The sequence below is a fragment of the Citrobacter sp. Cf132 genome (assembly GCF_030333885.1).
GTDB classification, from domain to species: domain Bacteria; phylum Pseudomonadota; class Gammaproteobacteria; order Enterobacterales; family Enterobacteriaceae; genus Citrobacter; species Citrobacter freundii.
This window is the reverse complement of sequence record NZ_JAOWFA010000054.1, coordinates 186,200-203,657: the sequence shown is the minus strand read 5'-3', so window position 1 is coordinate 203,657 and position 17,458 is coordinate 186,200. Positions and strand designations below refer to the sequence as shown.

The following is a 17,458-nucleotide window of genomic DNA, read 5'->3' as shown; positions in this document are numbered from 1 at the left end:
TTAAATATTCATTTTTTTGAATATTTAAGATGCAATAAGCTCATTTCCCAGTGATTTCAGACACCTTCGTTCGCCGCCATCCACAATCCATACAAGTTCGCCAACATATAGCCTTCTTCATTCGCGTGCAGCGCCACCGTAAACTCTTTCATCAGCGCCTGATGTACCAGCAAAATAGTTGGCCAGAGATGAGATTGCGCCAACTCCTCCAGCAACTCACCATCCAGCGCTTCAATCACTTCGCCCTGGCGACTGCGCATTAACGCACTCGCCATATGGGTCATCGCCATGGTTCCTTGCTCGCTGTGAATCGGCAAACGCCACTCTTCATCCAACCGCCTGACCACTTGCAGCATGCCGCTACAAATATCCTTGTCGATAACGCCTGCTTCACACAGCAGGTTAAGCCTGTTTTCCATGTCGTTTGCCTTCACTTAATAACTGGGTTCCTGTTCACCGTTCGCCACACGTTGTTGGTGGGCAAGCAGCGCCTCTTTGTTAACAACGGCGCGCAGTAGCTGCTGCATCGCATAATCCTCTGCGCGGGTAAGTACCACGGCCTCCGTGGCCTGCAAAAATCGCGGGTCGTTGGTGAGCGGCGTAGCTTCTAACCCCAAAACCGCCAGCTCGGCCTCGGCAACCACGTTCCAGATAACCGCATCCACATCCCCTTTCGCAATACGCTGCAAGCTTTCGTGATAAGGCATATCGATCAATTCAACGTCACGGTTGCCAAAACAGGCCTCGGTCATGATTTTCTGATCCGCCGAACGGTTATCGAGTCCGACACGTTTTACATCTGCAGATTCGCCCTTGCGACAAATTAGCTGATGCTCGCCAACGTAGGTATGCGGTCCCAGCGCCAACGTGATGCGCAGCCCGTCCTGAGCAAGGTAACTTTCCGCCGCCAGACGAGAAACCACCGCCATGTCGTAGACGCCGTTTAGCAGGCATTCCACGCGAATATCAGCCCCACGCATGTGTGCATAATAAAACGGGATCCCATCGAACTGCGCTTTCAGCCCACTCGCCAGTCCTTCATATAAACGGGTGTAAGGCAGCGGCATCGCACAGACCACGTTATTAATATCCACATGCTTTAGCAGCGTACGGTTATCCATATCCACCAGATAGCTACCGTTACGCCCACGACGCTCAATACGGATTGCCCCAGAGGATTCCAGCGTTTTCAACGCAGCCTGAGTTAACCCTACCGATGAGTGACACTCGGCTGCCAGTTCATCAATAGTTTTCAATCTGTTACCGCACTTCTCACCGAGCAGGTAACGAGCCAGGGTTGTCAGCACAACCCCCTCTTTCTTGATAAATGTCCGACGCATTTTATATTTTCAGTAAATTGAATATTTATATCTTCATTAAAGTGAAGATATAACGCAATGAGGAAATATGCAAACGGCGAGGCGCTTCACATTTTTTGAGGTTCACAAACCAACAGGCGAAAAAAAACCGGGCGTAACCCGGTTTCTTCAACAACACAGAGCGCATTACGGCTTGGCGACAAAACCAATCGCTTCGTAAACGGCTTTAAGCGTAACAGAAGCACGTGCGCTGGCTTTTTCCGCACCGTCTTTCATCACTTTCTGCAGGAAAGCTTCATCGTTACGGAAACGGTGATAACGCTCCTGAAGCTCGGTCAGCATACCGGAAACGGCCTCTGCGACTTCACCTTTCAGATGACCATACATTTTGCCTTCGAAGTGCTGTTCCAGCTCCGGAATGCTCTGGCCGGTGACCGCAGAGAGGATATCCAGCAGGTTGGAAACGCCCGCTTTGTTCTGCACGTCGTAGCGTACAACAGGCGGCTCTTCAGAGTCGGTCATCGCGCGTTTGATTTTCTTAACCACAGATTTCGGATCTTCCAGCAGGCCGATCACGTTGTTGCGGTTGTCATCCGACTTGGACATTTTCTTCGTCGGCTCCAGCAGCGACATCACGCGCGCGCCGGATTTAGGAATGAACGGCTCAGGCACTTTGAAGATCTCGCCATACAGGGCGTTGAAGCGCTGGGCGATATCGCGGCTCAGTTCCAGATGCTGTTTCTGATCTTCGCCAACCGGTACCTGGTTGGTCTGATACAGCAGAATGTCTGCCGCCATCAGTACCGGATAATCAAACAGGCCGGCGTTGATGTTCTCCGCATAGCGTGCGGATTTATCTTTGAACTGGGTCATACGGCTCAGCTCGCCGAAGTAGGTGTAGCAGTTCAGTGCCCAACCTAACTGTGCATGCTCCGGTACGTGAGACTGCACGAAAATTGTACTTTTTTCAGGATCGATACCGCATGCCAGGTACAGCGCCAGCGTATCGAGCGTTGCTTTACGCAACTGCTGAGCATCCTGACGAACGGTGATGGCATGTTGGTCAACGATGCAGTAGATGCAATGGTAGTCATCCTGCATGCTCACCCACTGACGCAGCGCACCCATATAGTTGCCAATGGTCAATTCACCTGAGGGCTGTGCGCCACTAAAAACGATGGGCTTAGTCATTTTTTGATTCCTGATTTTCGCTATGCGGAAGCCCGAGAGCGGGCAGTAGTTCATTAATACGGTCGTAAATAATGTCGGGCTGGCTCAGCGTGATCGACTCACCGTAGTTGTAGCCATAGGTCAGGCCAACGGACGGACAGCCAGCAGCTTTTGCCGCCTGAATATCATTGCGTGAATCCCCTACGAAGAGCATTTGCTCAGGCTTGATGCCAAGCTTGCTTGCCACCAGCAGCAGCGGATCCGGATGCGGTTTTTTATTCTGCACGTCGTCACCACCGATGACCACGCTAAAGTATTTGGCGATATCTAATGCTTCGAGTAATGGCGCGACAAACGGGGTCGGTTTGTTGGTTACCAGACCCAGCGGCAATCCTTTCGCATGCAGCGCGCCCAGCGTGTCGGCAACATCAGGGAACAGGAATGTCCCCTCTTCTGCGACATCACCGTAGTATCTGTCGAACAGCTTACGCAAAATACGTACCTGTTCCTCAGCGGGAATATCATCATCAACGGGCGGTTTACCCATCGTTTTACGTAATGTCGCGCGCTCCTGACGAGACCACGCCAGCGCGCGCTCCATCAGTACATCTGCACCGTTACCAATCCAGGTGATAACGCGTTCTTCTCCGGCAACCGGCAATTCCAGCGCATACAGCGCCATATCCACCGCTGCGGCTAATCCCGGCGCGCTGTCGACCAGCGTGCCGTCGAGGTCAAATGCAGCGCCCCGAATATCCTGAAACTTATCCATGACTTACCTTCGCCAGTTCATTGCGCATTTCATCAATGACTTTTTTGTAGTCTGGTTGGTCGAAAATAGCGGAGCCTGCGACAAACATATCTGCGCCTGCCGCGGCAATTTCGCCAATGTTGTTCACTTTGACACCGCCGTCCACTTCGAGGCGGATATCGTAGCCAGATTCATCAATGCGACGACGCACTTCGCGCAGTTTATCCAGCGTTTGTGGGATGAAGGACTGCCCGCCAAAGCCTGGGTTAACGGACATCAGCAGGATCACATCGAGCTTATCCATGACGTAGTCCAGATAGCTCAGCGGCGTTGCCGGGTTGAACACCAGGCCCGCTTTACAGCCATGTTCTTTGATCAGCTGTAAAGTGCGATCGACATGCTCGGAGGCTTCCGGGTGAAAAGTAATGATGCTGGCACCGGCGGCGGCGAAGTCCGGGACAATACGATCGACCGGTTTCACCATCAGGTGAACATCAATCGGGGCAGTGATGCCATATTTACGCAGCGATTTCAGTACCATCGGTCCGATGGTCAAGTTCGGTACGTAGTGATTGTCCATGACGTCGAAGTGCACAACGTCGGCACCGGCAGTCAGCGCTCTCGCAGTGTCCTCACCCAGGCGGGCAAAATCAGCCGACAGAATTGAGGGGGCGATCAAATACTGTTTCATCCGCTTCTCCTTGAGATTTATTTCTTCGCAGGCGTTACAACTCCTGGTTTATACAGTGCCAGCAGTTCGTTCACCTTTTTACGCGTGCCGCCATTGCTGCTTATGCTGCGCCGCACTTTGACCTGAAAATGTTTCGCCGCTCGGTACCATTCACGGGTATCGGGCGTATCGTGGTTCGAAATTAACACTGGGATCTGCTTACTGACCAGCTTTTCTGCCATCTCGGCCAAATGCGCCTGCTCTTTCGGGCTAAAGCTATTGGTGTGATACGCAGTGAAATTTGCCGTCGCCGAAAGTGGTGCATAAGGCGGGTCACAATAGACCACAGAGTTGCTATCCGCACGGTCCATACACTCTTCATAGGAGAGGCAATGGAACTCCGCATTCTGCGCTTTCTCAGCAAAATGGTACAACTCGGCTTCCGGGAAGTAAGGTTTTTTATAACGCCCAAACGGGACGTTAAACTCGCCGCGCAGGTTATAACGGCATAATCCGTTGTAACCAAAGCGGTTCAGATACAAGAACAGCACTGCTCTGCGGAACGGATCCTGGCTGGCATTAAATTCTTCTCTGAACCGATAGTACACCTCAGCCTGATTGGTTTCAGGCATAAACAGCTCACGAGAAGCCTGCACATACTCATCGGTACGCGTCTTCACGATGTTATAGAGACTGATAAGGTCGCTGTTGATATCGGCAAGAATATAACGAGAAAAGTCGGTGTTGAGAAACACCGACCCGGCACCCACGAAAGGTTCAATCAGGCACTCACCCTGAGGTAAATGCCGTTTAATATCATCAAGCAGGGGGTATTTCCCCCCTGCCCATTTCAAAAAAGCGCGATTTTTTTTCATGCTGACTAACTAATTACACCTTCTCCGGCTGTGGAGAAAGCTCCGACAGCATCCTGCGCTTTAGTCTTTGTCCCGCAATTGGGCGAAACAGCAAACCATTGCAGAACATATCCTATCTTACTTCAAATCGGCCTGAACCTGGTGCAGCGGTTTTGCCCACGGGTTTTTCGCCTGAATATCAGCGGGTAACGTAGACACTGCACGTTTCGCATCTTCTTTAGACGCATACACGCCTGTCACCAGAACATACCACGGTTGACCGTTACGCGTCGTCTGGTACACCACATAGTTCTTCAGGTTTTCTTTCTTCGCCCAACCGTTCAGGTTGTCGTAGTTAGAAGAACTGCTGAGCTGCAGCGTGTAATGGCTGGACGGCGCAGATTTTAACGCTCCAACGTTACCTGCACTTTTCGCTCCGCCAGCAACAGGTGTTGTCGTTGTTGCTGTCGCCGTTGGCGCAGGCGTTGCGGTCTGTGCTGGCGCCGTCGTGGTTGCTTTCGGCTCAGCGGTCGCTTTCGGCGTAGCGGTTACCACAGGCGCTTTGGTTGTGGTAGTCGGCGCAGTTGCGGTTGGTTTTGCCTGGGCAACAGGTTTCGGCTCTGTCGGCGTCGCTTTCACCGTAGTTTGCGGTTTGCTCTTCGGCTCAATTACGGCCTGTTTACGTTCCTGATGCGTAGCCGCAGGACGTTCAGTCGTTTCCGTTTTCGCAGTCTGGCGCGCAGCACTACCATTACGCATCGGCGCAACGGTCGCAGGTTCGGTCGGCAGCGTAGAGTTAACCACAGCGTTGTTAACTTGCTCCTGGCCTTGCGGTTGTGTCAGAGCGTTGTTCAAATCGCCCTGCACTTCAACACGCTGCTGCCCTTCAGTTGCCGCAGGTGCCTGACCTTGAGTCGGGGTAGAGGAAATCGGTGGCAGGGAAACATCCTGCTGGGTATTGCCAGCAGTCTGCTCTGCGCCCGTTGCAGGTGGCGTTGCACTCGCCTGATCCGTTGCATTGCTGCCAGAGAGATCGATGCTCTTCTCACCAGATGCTGCCTGCTCATTGGAAGAAGATGAGGGGGCTTTCAGCGCAGAACCAATGCCGATAATCAGCAGCAGCAGTACCAGAACACCCACGCCCATCATCATATACTGGCGGGAGGCAGGCTTGCTGGCGGCTTTCTTACGCTTGCGCGGACGACGTTCTACACGCTCTTCATCCACGGTATCGTCATCAGATTCATACTCTTCTTCAATGTCCTGCTCTTCATCACGCTCTTTGCGTGCGCGCGCAGGACGGCGATCGTCAGCATCCAGATCAACATCATCAAAATTGATTTGCGGCTCATTATCGCGTTCAGACGATTGACGAGAACGACCAGTACGACGATCGCTGGGATCGGGTTTCAGCTCGTCTTCTGGTTTGAATTCATCCATTTAACACCCCACTCAAAGGTTAATGCTTACGACTTTGCACATAACCTGAAGCTAAAAGACCTACGTTTCGCAACGTAAGCCTGACCTTTCTTGTTGTTACGCCTGCTGGCAATCAGCAATAGCGTTAAGAACCACCTCGTGCGACACTCCGCCGCGCACTTCACTCTTCCCTATCGCTCGCGGAAGCACCAAACGAATCTCTCCCGCTAACACTTTTTTATCTCGCAGCATGTGCGGCAGATAAGCCTCAGTGGACATTTCACGCGGCCCATTCACCGGTAAGCCTGCTCGCTGTAACAGCGTAATGATGCGCTGCGTATCAGCGGAGGTGAACTGACCCAAACGTTCAGACGTACGGGCAGCCATTACCATACCAGCGGCCACCGCTTCACCATGTAACCAATTGCCATAACCCATTTCAGCTTCGATCGCATGGCCAAACGTGTGCCCCAGATTCAGTAAAGCACGTAAGCCCATTTCACGCTCGTCTGCTGCGACAACTTCTGCTTTCAGCTCACAACAACGACGAATACAGTACGCCATCGCCGGGCCGTCCAGACGCAACAACGCATCCAGATTGTCTTCCAACCAGCTGAAAAATTCACCGTCAAGAATGATGCCGTATTTGATCACTTCCGCCAGCCCCGATGCCAGCTCACGCGCAGGAAGCGTTTTCAGACAATCGAGATCCACCACCACGGAGGCCGGTTGGTAAAACGCGCCAATCATGTTTTTACCGAGGGGATGGTTTACGGCGGTTTTGCCGCCAACGGAGGAGTCGACCTGCGACAACAGGGTTGTCGGGACTTGAATAAAACGAACACCACGTTGATAGCTGGCTGCCGCAAAACCGGTCAGATCGCCAATCACGCCGCCGCCAAGGGCAACTAACGTGGTATCACGACCGTGCGGTTTTTGCAGTAATGCGGTGAAAACCGTATCCAGAACCGTCAGGCTTTTATGCTGCTCGCCATCGGGAAGGATAACGCTATCAACGTTAACACCCGCCTGTTCAAGTACGCCGCGAACCTTATCGAGATAAAGGGGGGCCAGGGTTTCGTTGGTCACCAACATAACCTGATCGCCCGATTTCAGCGGTAAGAATGAAGCTGGTTCATTGAACAAACCAGCCGCGATGGTGATAGGGTAACTACGTTCCCCGAGAGTGACTGTGATCCTCTCCATTACGCGACATCCACCTTAGTTACTTGTACCCGCAGACGAGTGTGTATTCAGCCAGAATTAGTTGCTTTCCAACATATGAATAATCTGGTTTGCTACGACTTTTGCGCTCTGATCGTCGGTGCGAATGGTCACGTCAGCAATCTCTTCGTACAGAGGATTGCGTTCGTCAGCCAACGCTTCCAGAACTTCACGAGGCGGTGATTCTACCTGCAGCAGCGGGCGTTTCTTGTCACGTTGAGTACGCGCAAGTTGTTTTTCAATTGTCGTTTCAAGATAGACCACGACGCCACGCGCGGAAAGACGGTTACGTGTTTCACGTGATTTTACAGAGCCACCGCCAGTTGCCAGCACAATACCCTGTTTTTCCGTCAACTCGTTGATGACTTTTTCTTCGCGATCACGGAAGCCGTCTTCACCTTCTACATCGAAGACCCAGCCCACATCAGCTCCGGTTCGTTTCTCAATCTCTTGATCAGAATCGTAAAATTCCATATTGAGTTGTTGAGCTAACTGGCGCCCAATAGTGCTTTTTCCGGCACCCATAGGCCCAACCAGAAAGATATTGCGTTTCTCTGCCATTTTTTCGGTACTACTAAGACTATTCGTTAATGGTAAACCCGCTTCGCAGACACCCAGCGCAGCAGGACATGAACTGAAACCTCATAAGATATTGCGAGAGTCAGACTGAAAATTATCTCAATACTCAAGCGGGTTTGGCAACTGAATAAATCACCAAACCTAACGCATTTCTGGTCGTGGCAGGCATGCTACCCTGCAAACATCAGACCTGGCGACGTATCGCGCAGCCAAATGACACCCAATAAGCCTATGGCACACCACCGGAAAGGCAAAGCGTATTCACTGCCGCATAAGTAAAGAAAAGTACCGACGCTCAAATCGGTACTCCTTGTATGCTAAATACACCCTCACGTCAAATCCCTGAAACGTGTTCAGTGCAAAAACAACGGCTTTTCATGCATAAGTTATTCCGTTGAAACCAGCCTGGGCGTAATAAAGACCACTAACTCGCGCCGTTCATCTTCTTTACCATCATGGCGAAAAAGAGAGCCAAGCCAGGGAATGTCGCCTAATAGCGGCACGCTGTCGGCTGCGGATTTATTCTTATGTGAAAAAATCCCGCCAAGCGCAATCGTCTCGCCGCTTCTTACCTCGACCTGCGTTTCAATCTCTTGCTTGTCGATAGCCAGCACTTCGCCATCTGCCTGTTGTAGAACCTGTCCCGGAACATTCTGGCTGATATGCAGTTTCAGCCTGATTCTCCCTTTCTGCAACACCGTTGGCGTCACCTCCATCCCCAGTACCGCTTCCTTGAACTCGACGGATGTCGCACCGCTTTCACCGCTGGAGACCTGATAAGGGATCTCACTGCCCTGCTTAATACTGGCAGGTTGCAGGTGAGATGCCAGTAATCGTGGACTGGCAATGATATCCAGTTGCTGTTTTTGCTCCAGCGCAGACAACTCCAGTTCCAGTAAACGACCGTTAATACGGCCAATGTTAAATCCCACACGGGATGTGGCGGTGGCTACAGAGAGATCGCTGGCAAGCGTTGTGACATTCCCAACCGCCCCCGGTTGTTGTGCGTCAGCCAGTGACCACTTCACCCCCAGCTCACGCAAACTTTTTTCATTAATGGTGACGATATGCGCCGCCAGTTCAACCTGGGCAACCGGCAAATCCATTTGCGCTACCCACGTTTCCAGGGTGTCGAGAACAACACGATTGTCACGCAGCAGTAAGCGGTTGGTTCGTTTATCCACCGTCATGCTTCCTTTGGCACTGAGCAACTTTTCTCCGGCTTTTACCAGCTCGGTGGCATCAGCATAGTGCAAAATGATGCTGCGATGTTCCAGCGGAAGACTAGCCTGAATCCGCGCCTGCTCGTTTTCCTGACGAGCCGCATTTTCACTCTGCCATTGAACAGAATGCACATGCAGGACGTTGCCTTCCTGACGTAATACCAGCCCGGCACTTTTTACCACCGTCTGCAATGCCTGCTTCCAGGGGACATCCGTCAAATGCAGCGACAGCACACCGCTGACATCCGGCGAAACCACCAGGTTTTTTTGTTCCTGTTCAGCCAGCGCCTGCAATACCTGCGTAACCGGCACATTATCGACCACCAGCGTCACGTTTTGCGGTTTCGTCGCCAGCGCGCTCGTTATCCCGACCGCCAGTGCCATTACTATCAACGCTATCCATCGCTTCATTTACCGCTCCTTGTCGCTGCCACTGCCACCGCGGCGGTTCGCAGTTTTTTTCTGTGTCGAGGGTTATGTTCTGGGCCGTTATCTGCATAATCGTCCAACCGTTTTCCAGGACGTCATTTCGCTTAACCCGCCGCCATTTTTTCTGGCTATCCTGAACGATGCCGATGGGTCGTGTGCCCTGACTCACCATGCCCTGAAAACGCCATGTCGACAGCTCAGCAATTTGACAACGGTCCTCCGGCGGCAGGAAGGGATTACGCATACCGGTGAGCATCAGTACGCTTATACATGCCAACAACCAGCGTTCAACCATCATTCAGGCGCTCCAGCTGTAGCGTTAGCAGCAGCTCCGTGCCTTCTGCGCTAAGCGAAAATCGGCTGACGTTCATCCCCTGATCCGCCAACTGGACAAACGTCAGCGGGATAGCATCCCAGGCCGATATCAGCGCCATCTCTCCCCCCTGAGCTGAGGGTTGCCAGTGGATAAGACGGGTAAGTGAATTCTGAAACAGCAGCGGGGAGAACAAGGTCAGTTTCTCTTCAGACTCTGCTGGTGATGCCGCCAGCAGATATACATCTCGCCATTGCATCTGAATAGCTGCACGTTGCTGGACCAGCGACTCGCGTTGCATAGTCCGCTCCCGCGCTACGGGGTAAAGACATAGCGTCACCAGTATGAGTAACCCCAACATCCAGCCGCACCAGCATATGAGTCGAAAGCGTGGCGACTGCGCTAACCAGACATCACAGAGCTTTATCATGCGCGTCGCTCCGTGTCAGTCGAAAGTGGAATTGCCAGCGTCCCTGCGCATCCTGCTGCGTTTCTCCTGGGCTGTTCAACATAAACAACGGCAACTGGCGTAATTGCGCTTCCAATGCCTTCAATGCGGCAAAGTTCAGCGTGTTTCCCGTCAGTTCCAGCGTGTCCTGCTGCCAGGTCATTTTTGTTAACCACGCCTGCTCCGGCAGTAATTCCGCCAGCCCTTGCAAAGCCCGCTGCCAGCTTCGGGTCTGCTCACGCTGTTTGTTCCGCGCCTGAACCTGCTGCCATCGTTGCTGGCGCTGTTGCACACGCGGCTTCAGCGCCATGAGGGCCTCGGCCCGCGTCTTTTCGGCGTCTGCCAGCAACAATTCAGCCCGATTCTCTACACTCAAAGCGCTGTAATAGCGCAACAACACGCCAATACTAAGCAAGAGTGAAGCGCTAAATAAGATGCCCCAGAAGCGCAGGCAAGCGTAACGCCGAGCCTGACGCCAGGGCAGAAGATTAATGGTCGCAATCATCAGTACACGCCCCCCATAGCGAGTCCCAGAGCAATGGCGAAGTGATGGCTTTGCGTTGGAATGGGCGGCTGGCGCACAGACACGGCGCTTAAAGGATCGAAGCCGCCGGGGGAGCATTGCGCAATGACTGTCGTGGGCAGAGATAATGTCGTGGCAAGCTCCTCGATACGGCCAATATCGCCCGTTGATTTACGTCCCCATGCTGAACGGGTCGCCCATAACCACTGGGCATCATCACGCCATACCAGACACTGGTGATGCTCCGGCAGGAAGGGAATAAATCGCTGTAACGCGCTGGCGTCCGGGGTAATCGCCGTAACCTGCACCTTCAGGGTTTGGATAAGCGTCAGAAGCGCTGAAATCTCTTTGCTTTGCGCAGCAGTGACGTTAAACGCCGGGCTCAAAGTGTCTTCGCTATAATCAAAATGCAGTGCATCCGGCGCCATATCCAGTTCACGCGCCATCGAACCGGACAACCATGCGGTTTGCTCTGGCTCGCGTAACGTCATTGTCGGACGAGGAAACTTTTTTTGTAACGTCCTGTTGGCGGGAAAAGAGAGATGAATATAGTGTCGGCGAGGGAGCTCCCGGCTCCACGGCAGTAGCGCGGCGACCAGCTGTTCAGGCTCGCGAATGTGGCCATCGACGATAACCTGAGGCGTCAGCGGTATACGCCACCAGCGCTGCAGATACCAACCTGATGCTTCGCGAACGATAGCGACAGCCAGCACTTCATGTTGCTGAATATGCAGACCAATTTTCCAGATATTGAAAGCCATTGCTGATGATCTCCTTATCACCCGTCGCTTTAACGGGTATATCAATGCGTCTGGCTTGCCTTTATACTACCGCGCGTTTGTTTATAAACTGCCCAAATGCCACTAAATGGGAAATCTCCAGTGAAGTTCGTAAAGTATTTATTAATCCTTGCAGTATGTTGCATCCTGCTGGGAGCAGGCTCGATTTATGGCCTTTATCGCTATATCGAGCCGCAATTACCTGACGTCGCGACGCTCAAAGATGTGCGTTTACAGATCCCGATGCAGGTTTACAGCGCTGACGGCGAGCTAATCGCGCAGTATGGCGAGAAACGTCGAATCCCGGTCACGCTGGATCAGATGCCGCCGGTAATGGTTAAAGCCTTTATCGCCACAGAAGACAGCCGCTTTTATGAGCACCACGGGGTAGACCCGGTGGGGATCTTCCGTGCGGCCAGCGTAGCATTGTTCTCTGGTCACGCGTCGCAAGGGGCGAGTACCATTACCCAGCAGTTGGCGAGAAACTTCTTCCTGAGCCCGGAACGTACGCTGATGCGTAAGATCAAAGAAGTGTTCCTGGCGATCCGCATTGAACAACTGCTGAGTAAAGATGAGATCCTCGAGCTGTATCTGAACAAGATTTACCTGGGGTATCGCGCCTATGGCGTGGGTGCTGCCGCGCAGGTCTATTTCGGTAAAACGGTGGATCAACTCAGCTTAAGTGAAATTGCGGTGATTGCCGGTCTGCCAAAAGCGCCGTCAACCTTCAACCCTCTCTATTCGATGGACCGGGCAACCGCGCGACGTAACGTTGTACTGTCGCGTATGTTGAGCGAAAACTACATCACGCAGGCCCAGTACGATCAGGCGCGCGGCGAGGCCATTGACGCCAACTACCACGCGCCGGAAATCGCTTTCTCTGCACCGTATCTGTCTGAAATGGTGCGCCAGGAGATGTATAACCGTTATGGTGAGAAAGCCTATGAAGACGGGTATCGCATCACCACCACCATTACACGCAAAGTACAGCAGGCAGCTCAGCAGGCAGTACGCAACAACGTGATGGATTACGACATGCGCCACGGCTACCGCGGCCCGTCGAACGTGCTGTGGAAAGTGGGCGAAAGCAGTTGGGACAGCAAAAAAATCACCGATACGCTGAAAGCGCTGCCGACTTATGGACCGCTGTTACCGGCGGTTGTTACCAGTGCCAATCCTCAGGAAGCCATTGCCGCGCTGGCGGATGGTACGTCAGTGTCATTACGCATGGATGGTATGCGCTGGGCGCGTCCTTACCGCTCGGATACTCAACAAGGCCCAACGCCGCGTAAAGTGACCGACGTGGTACAGGCCGGCCAGCAAATCTGGGTACGCCAGGTGGGCGATGCCTGGTGGCTGGCGCAAGTGCCGGACGTCAACTCCGCACTGGTCTCCATCAATCCGCAAAACGGCGCGGTGCTGGCACTGGTTGGTGGTTTTGACTTCAACCAGAGCAAGTTTAACCGTGCAACGCAGGCGTTACGCCAGGTGGGTTCTAACATCAAGCCATTCCTGTATACCGCCGCGATGGATAAAGGTCTGACGTTGGCGAGCATGCTCAACGACGTACCAATCTCCCGCTGGGATGCCGGTGCTGGTTCCGACTGGCAGCCGAAGAACTCCCCGCCGCAGTATGCCGGTCCTATCCGCTTACGTCAGGGGCTGGGTCAGTCGAAAAACGTGGTGATGGTACGCGCCATGCGCGCCATGGGCGTGGATTATGCGGCAGAGTATCTGCAACGTTTCGGTTTCCCGGCACAGAACATTGTGCATACCGAGTCACTGGCGCTGGGTTCGGCTTCGTTCACACCGTTGCAGGTGGCGCGCGGTTACGCAGTGATGTCTAACGGCGGCTTCCTGGTCGATCCGTATTTCATCAGTAAGATCGAAAGCGATATGGGCGGCGTTATCTTCGAAGCGAAGCCGAAAATTGCCTGCCCGGAATGCGATATTCCGGTGATTTACGGCGATACCCAGAAATCTAACGTGCTGGAAAACAGTAACGTAGAAGATGTCGCCGTCTCGCAGGAACAGCAGAATGCCGCCGTGCCTATGCCGCAGCTTGAGCAGGCTAACCAGGCACTGGTCGCGCAAAGCGGCACACAGGAATACGCTCCGCACGTGATCAACACACCGCTGGCCTTCCTGATTAAAAGCGCGCTGAACACCAATATATTTGGTGAACCAGGCTGGATGGGAACCGGTTGGCGCGCAGGTCGCGATTTACAGCGTCATGATATCGGCGGGAAAACCGGAACCACCAACAGCTCTAAAGATGCGTGGTTCTCCGGTTACGGACCAGGCGTGGTGACGTCAGTATGGATCGGCTTTGATGATCATCGCCGCAACCTTGGTCATACGACAGCTTCCGGCGCGATCAAAGACCAAATCTCCGGCTACGAAGGCGGTGCGAAGAGTGCGCAGCCAGCATGGGATGCCTACATGAAGTCCGTGCTGGAAGGCGTGCCTGAACAGCCGTTGACGCCGCCACCGGGTATCGTGACGGTCAATATCGATCGCAGCACAGGACAACTGGCAAGCGGTGGCAATAGCCGCGCGGAGTACTTCATTGAAGGCACTCAGCCGACGCAACAGGCGGTGCATGAGGTGGGAACAACCATTATCGATAATGGTGAAACGCACGAACTGTTCTGATCAAAAAAGGCGCTTAGGCGCCTTTTTTGTTGTTCGTGTATTAGCTGCAGAGTAATTAAAGCCGCCCCTGCCCTTTCAGCCATTCGCGTACGAGGAACAACGCACTGACATTACGCGCTTCGTGAAAATCAGGATCTTCCAGCAGGTCCATCAAATGCGCCAGCGGCCAGCGCACCTGCGGTAATGGCTCAGGTTCATCACCCTCCAGCGATTCAGGATATAAATCTTCTGCCACCACGATGTTCATCTTGCTGGAGAAATAAGATGGCGCCATGCTGAGTTTCTTTAAAAACGTCAGATCTTTTGCGCCAAACCCCACCTCTTCTTTCAGCTCCCGATTCGCCGCCTCAAAAACGCTTTCGCCAGGATCGATTAATCCCTTGGAAAAACCCAGTTCGTAAGATTCGGTCCCGACTGCGTACTCGCGGATGAGGATCATGTGGTCGTCAACAATCGGCACAATCATTACCGCTTCACGCGTGGATGGACGCATACGTTCATAAACGCGGCGTACGCCATTGCTGAACTCAAGGTCCACGCTTTCGACTTTAAACAGCCGGGATTGGGCGACGGTTTCCACTTTCAAAATCGTGGGTTTCTGTAATGATTTGCTCATTGTGAGGATCTTTGCTGTGAAATCTGGGGTTATTGTGCGATATACCGCACGGTTTCGGCAATGTGAATTGCCGTTTATTTACATTTATGTAACGTACTAAAAGTTAATCCCTATTTCAAATTAAAAGTCAATAGGTTGAAATAACTCCAGGAATTTGCTGATATTCCATTTTTAGTGATTTTGTTATGATTCGCTTTTACTGGGCTGTACTTAAAGATGCTCAAGTTCGACTCCACACTTGCCGATAGCCAACCACAGAATCACGAATATTGAACAGGGTGCGACTGACCACGCCTGACAGACTAAGTAAGATGGGGAAAGCATGAGCACCATTCTGATTTTTTTAGCTGCTTTGCTGGCCTGCTCATTGCTTGCAGGATGGCTACTCAAATCAAAATCCAGGCAGAAAAATTTACCCTTGAGCAGCGTTTTCTCAGACGCCTCGAAACGTAAACTCGCGCCTGAAGAACGCACTGCCGTCGAAAACTATCTCGAAAGCCTTAGTCAAATTCAGCAAGTACCAGGTCCAACTGGAGCCAGTTCTGCGCCAGTCTCATTAACGTTGAATGCCCAAAGTAATAGCGTCATCGTGCTTACTCGTTCGATTACACGTTACGGCATCACTACCGACGATCCTAACAAATGGCGCTACTATCTTGATTCCGTTGAGGTACACCTTCCCCCTTTCTGGGAACAATACATCAATGACGAAAACAGCGTTGAGATAATCCATACCAATACAATACCGCTGGTTATCTCGTTGAACGGCCATACGCTGCAGGAATATATGCAGGAAGCGCGTGGCTATGCGTTGCAGCACACCGCTTCTACCCAGGCATCCATTCGTGGTGAAGAAAGTGAGCAGATTGAACTGCTGAATATTCGCCAGGAAACCCATGAAGAATATGCGCTCAGCCGCCCTTCGGGATTGCGCGAGGCGTTGCTGATAACCGCATCATTCCTGCTGTTCTTTTTCTGTTTGGTTATCCCGAATACGTTTGTTCCGTGGGCAGTCGGTGGCGCGGTGTTGCTGTTAGCTGCGGGTCTGTGGGGATTATTCGCCCCGCCGTCCAAAACCGCCCTGCGGGAAATTCATTGTCTGCGCGGTACGCCGCGTCGCTGGGGATTGTTTGGCGAAAACGACCAGGAGCAAATTAATAATATCTCGCTGGGTATTATCGATCTGATCTACCCACCTCACTGGCAACCTTACATCGCCCAAGACCTTGGCCAGCAAACGGATATCGATATTTATCTCGATCGCCACGTTGTCCGCCAGGGGCGTTTTTTATCTCTGCACGATGAAGTCAAAAATTTCCCGTTGCAACATTGGCTGCGCAACGCCGTCATCGCTGGCGGCTCGTTGCTGGTACTGCTGATGCTGCTGTTTTGGATCCCGCTGGATATGCCGATAAAGGTCACGCTTTCCTGGATGAAGGGCGCGCAAACTATCGAAGCCACCAGCGTTAAACAGCTCGAAAACGCGGGCGTTCGCGTGGGTGACACGCTGCACCTGAGCGGTACGGGTATGTGTAATATTCATACCCAAGGGAGCTGGAATGCGCAGCCCACCACGCCGTTTATGCCTTTCGATTGCTCGCAAATTATCTGGAATGACGCACGCGCATTACCGCTGCCCGAATCCGATCTGGTGAATAAGGCCACTGCGCTCACGCAGGCCGTGAACCGCCAGCTGCATCCCAAACCTGACGATGACTCTCGCGTCAGCGCATCGTTACGCTCGGCAATCCAAAAGTCCGGCATGGTGTTACTGGACGATTTTGGTGAGATTGTCCTGAAAACGGCCGATCTGTGTGCAGCCAAAGATGAATGTGTACGCTTAAAGAATGCGCTGGTTAACCTCGGTAACAGCAAGGACTGGGCCGCGCTGGTAAAGCGAGCGAACGCAGGCAAACTGGATGGGGTGAACGTGCTGCTGCGTCCGGTAAGCGCTGAGTCGTTAGATAATCTGGTGAATACCTCTACGGCACCATTTATTTCACGCGAGACTGCGCGAGCGGCCCAGGCGCTGAATAGCCCTGCTCCCGGCGGTTTCCTGATTATCAGCGATGAAGGCAGCGATCTGGTCGATCAGCCGTGGCCGACGACCTCGCTATATGACTATCCTCCCCAGGAACAGTGGAACGCCTTCCAGCGCCTGGCGCAGATGCTGATGCAGACACCGTTTCGCGCAGAGGGGATCGTCACCAATATTTCGACTGACGCCAATGGCACCCAGCACATTGGCCTGCACCGTATCCCGGATCGTTCAGGGTTATGGCGCTACCTTGGCACGACGCTGCTGATGTTCTCCATGCTCGGATGCACTGTCTACAACAGCGTGCAGGCATTCAGACGCTACCAGCGTCACCGCACCCGCATCGCGGAAATTCAGAGCTACTACGAAAGTTGCCTGAATCCAACGCTGATTGACGACCCGGAAAGCCTGATTCGATAACACGCTTGCACGACAGGATATGCTACTC

General features: G+C 52.9%; 17 protein-coding genes. 2 read left to right on the top strand and 15 right to left on the bottom strand.

Annotation, left to right across the window (positions count from 1 at the left end):
• Positions 1–56: 56 nt before the first annotated feature.
• The 14 genes from OGV85_RS12230 to OGV85_RS12165 all read right to left on the bottom strand — a co-directional run bounded on the left by OGV85_RS12230 (position 57) and on the right by OGV85_RS12165 (position 11,683).
• On the bottom strand, positions 57–419 hold the full coding sequence (locus OGV85_RS12230) for a hypothetical protein (protein ID WP_003023568.1): 363 nt from the start codon (positions 417–419) through the stop codon (positions 57–59).
• A gap of 15 nt (positions 420–434) precedes the next feature.
• Entirely contained in the window at positions 435–1,340 is a 906-nt protein-coding gene (gene yhfZ / locus OGV85_RS12225) for a GntR family transcriptional regulator YhfZ (protein WP_044701428.1), read from the bottom strand.
• A gap of 165 nt (positions 1,341–1,505) precedes the next feature.
• Positions 1,506–2,510 carry a tryptophan--tRNA ligase gene (trpS, locus tag OGV85_RS12220; protein ID WP_003023564.1) on the bottom strand — a complete coding sequence of 335 codons (1,005 nt, stop codon included), beginning with the start codon at positions 2,508–2,510 and terminating at the stop codon, positions 1,506–1,508.
• Positions 2,503–3,261 carry a phosphoglycolate phosphatase gene (gene gph / locus OGV85_RS12215; RefSeq protein ID WP_181522687.1) on the bottom strand — a complete coding sequence of 253 codons (759 nt, stop codon included), beginning with the start codon at positions 3,259–3,261 and terminating at the stop codon, positions 2,503–2,505. The genes trpS and gph overlap by 8 nt, the downstream gene beginning before the upstream one ends.
• Complete coding sequence (gene rpe / locus OGV85_RS12210; protein WP_003023561.1) at positions 3,254–3,931, bottom strand: ribulose-phosphate 3-epimerase; 678 nt, start codon at positions 3,929–3,931, stop codon at positions 3,254–3,256. The genes gph and rpe overlap by 8 nt, the downstream gene beginning before the upstream one ends.
• A 17-nt stretch (positions 3,932–3,948) precedes the next feature.
• Positions 3,949–4,785: an adenine-specific DNA-methyltransferase gene (dam, locus tag OGV85_RS12205; RefSeq protein WP_003023558.1), complete on the bottom strand. Its 837-nt coding sequence runs from the start codon at positions 4,783–4,785 to the stop codon at positions 3,949–3,951.
• Between the two features lie 117 nt (positions 4,786–4,902).
• Positions 4,903–6,204: a cell division protein DamX gene (gene damX / locus OGV85_RS12200; protein WP_061547480.1), complete on the bottom strand. Its 1,302-nt coding sequence runs from the start codon at positions 6,202–6,204 to the stop codon at positions 4,903–4,905.
• Positions 6,205–6,300: 96 nt separating this feature from the next.
• The gene (gene aroB, locus OGV85_RS12195; protein ID WP_003837915.1) at positions 6,301–7,389 is read right to left on the bottom strand and encodes a 3-dehydroquinate synthase; all 1,089 of its coding nucleotides are present in this window, start codon (positions 7,387–7,389) and stop codon (positions 6,301–6,303) included.
• A gap of 57 nt (positions 7,390–7,446) precedes the next feature.
• A complete protein-coding gene (gene aroK / locus OGV85_RS12190) occupies positions 7,447–7,968 on the bottom strand; it encodes a shikimate kinase AroK (protein ID WP_003023552.1) in 522 nt (173 codons plus the stop codon).
• Between the two features lie 404 nt (positions 7,969–8,372).
• Positions 8,373–9,620 (bottom strand): DNA uptake porin HofQ, encoded by a 1,248-nt coding sequence (hofQ, locus tag OGV85_RS12185; RefSeq protein WP_061547479.1) that lies wholly within the window; start codon positions 9,618–9,620, stop codon positions 8,373–8,375.
• Positions 9,523–9,936 carry a HofP DNA utilization family protein gene (locus OGV85_RS12180; protein WP_003023548.1) on the bottom strand — a complete coding sequence of 138 codons (414 nt, stop codon included), beginning with the start codon at positions 9,934–9,936 and terminating at the stop codon, positions 9,523–9,525. The genes hofQ and OGV85_RS12180 overlap by 98 nt, the downstream gene beginning before the upstream one ends.
• Positions 9,926–10,381, bottom strand: coding sequence for a HofO family protein (locus OGV85_RS12175; RefSeq protein ID WP_061547478.1), 456 nt, complete (start codon positions 10,379–10,381; stop codon positions 9,926–9,928). The genes OGV85_RS12180 and OGV85_RS12175 overlap by 11 nt, the downstream gene beginning before the upstream one ends.
• Positions 10,365–10,904: a PilN domain-containing protein gene (locus OGV85_RS12170; protein WP_061547477.1), complete on the bottom strand. Its 540-nt coding sequence runs from the start codon at positions 10,902–10,904 to the stop codon at positions 10,365–10,367. The genes OGV85_RS12175 and OGV85_RS12170 overlap by 17 nt, the downstream gene beginning before the upstream one ends.
• Positions 10,904–11,683, bottom strand: a complete 780-nt coding sequence (locus OGV85_RS12165; RefSeq protein ID WP_061547476.1) for a type IV pilus biogenesis protein PilM — start codon at positions 11,681–11,683, stop codon at positions 10,904–10,906. Before OGV85_RS12165 ends, OGV85_RS12170 begins: the two co-directional genes overlap by 1 nt.
• 120 nt (positions 11,684–11,803) lie before the next feature.
• Between OGV85_RS12165 and mrcA the strand changes: the two genes are divergently transcribed.
• On the top strand, positions 11,804–14,356 hold the full coding sequence (mrcA, locus tag OGV85_RS12160) for a peptidoglycan glycosyltransferase/peptidoglycan DD-transpeptidase MrcA (RefSeq protein WP_003837905.1): 2,553 nt from the start codon (positions 11,804–11,806) through the stop codon (positions 14,354–14,356).
• Positions 14,357–14,411: 55 nt separating this feature from the next.
• Here the strand turns inward: mrcA and nudE are convergent, their stop codons facing one another.
• Positions 14,412–14,972, bottom strand: a complete 561-nt coding sequence (gene nudE, locus OGV85_RS12155) for an ADP compounds hydrolase NudE (RefSeq protein ID WP_003837903.1) — start codon at positions 14,970–14,972, stop codon at positions 14,412–14,414.
• 322 nt (positions 14,973–15,294) lie between these two features.
• Between nudE and igaA the strand changes: the two genes are divergently transcribed.
• The gene (igaA, locus tag OGV85_RS12150; RefSeq protein ID WP_061547475.1) at positions 15,295–17,430 is read left to right on the top strand and encodes an intracellular growth attenuator protein IgaA; all 2,136 of its coding nucleotides are present in this window, start codon (positions 15,295–15,297) and stop codon (positions 17,428–17,430) included.
• Positions 17,431–17,458: the final 28 nt, after the last annotated feature.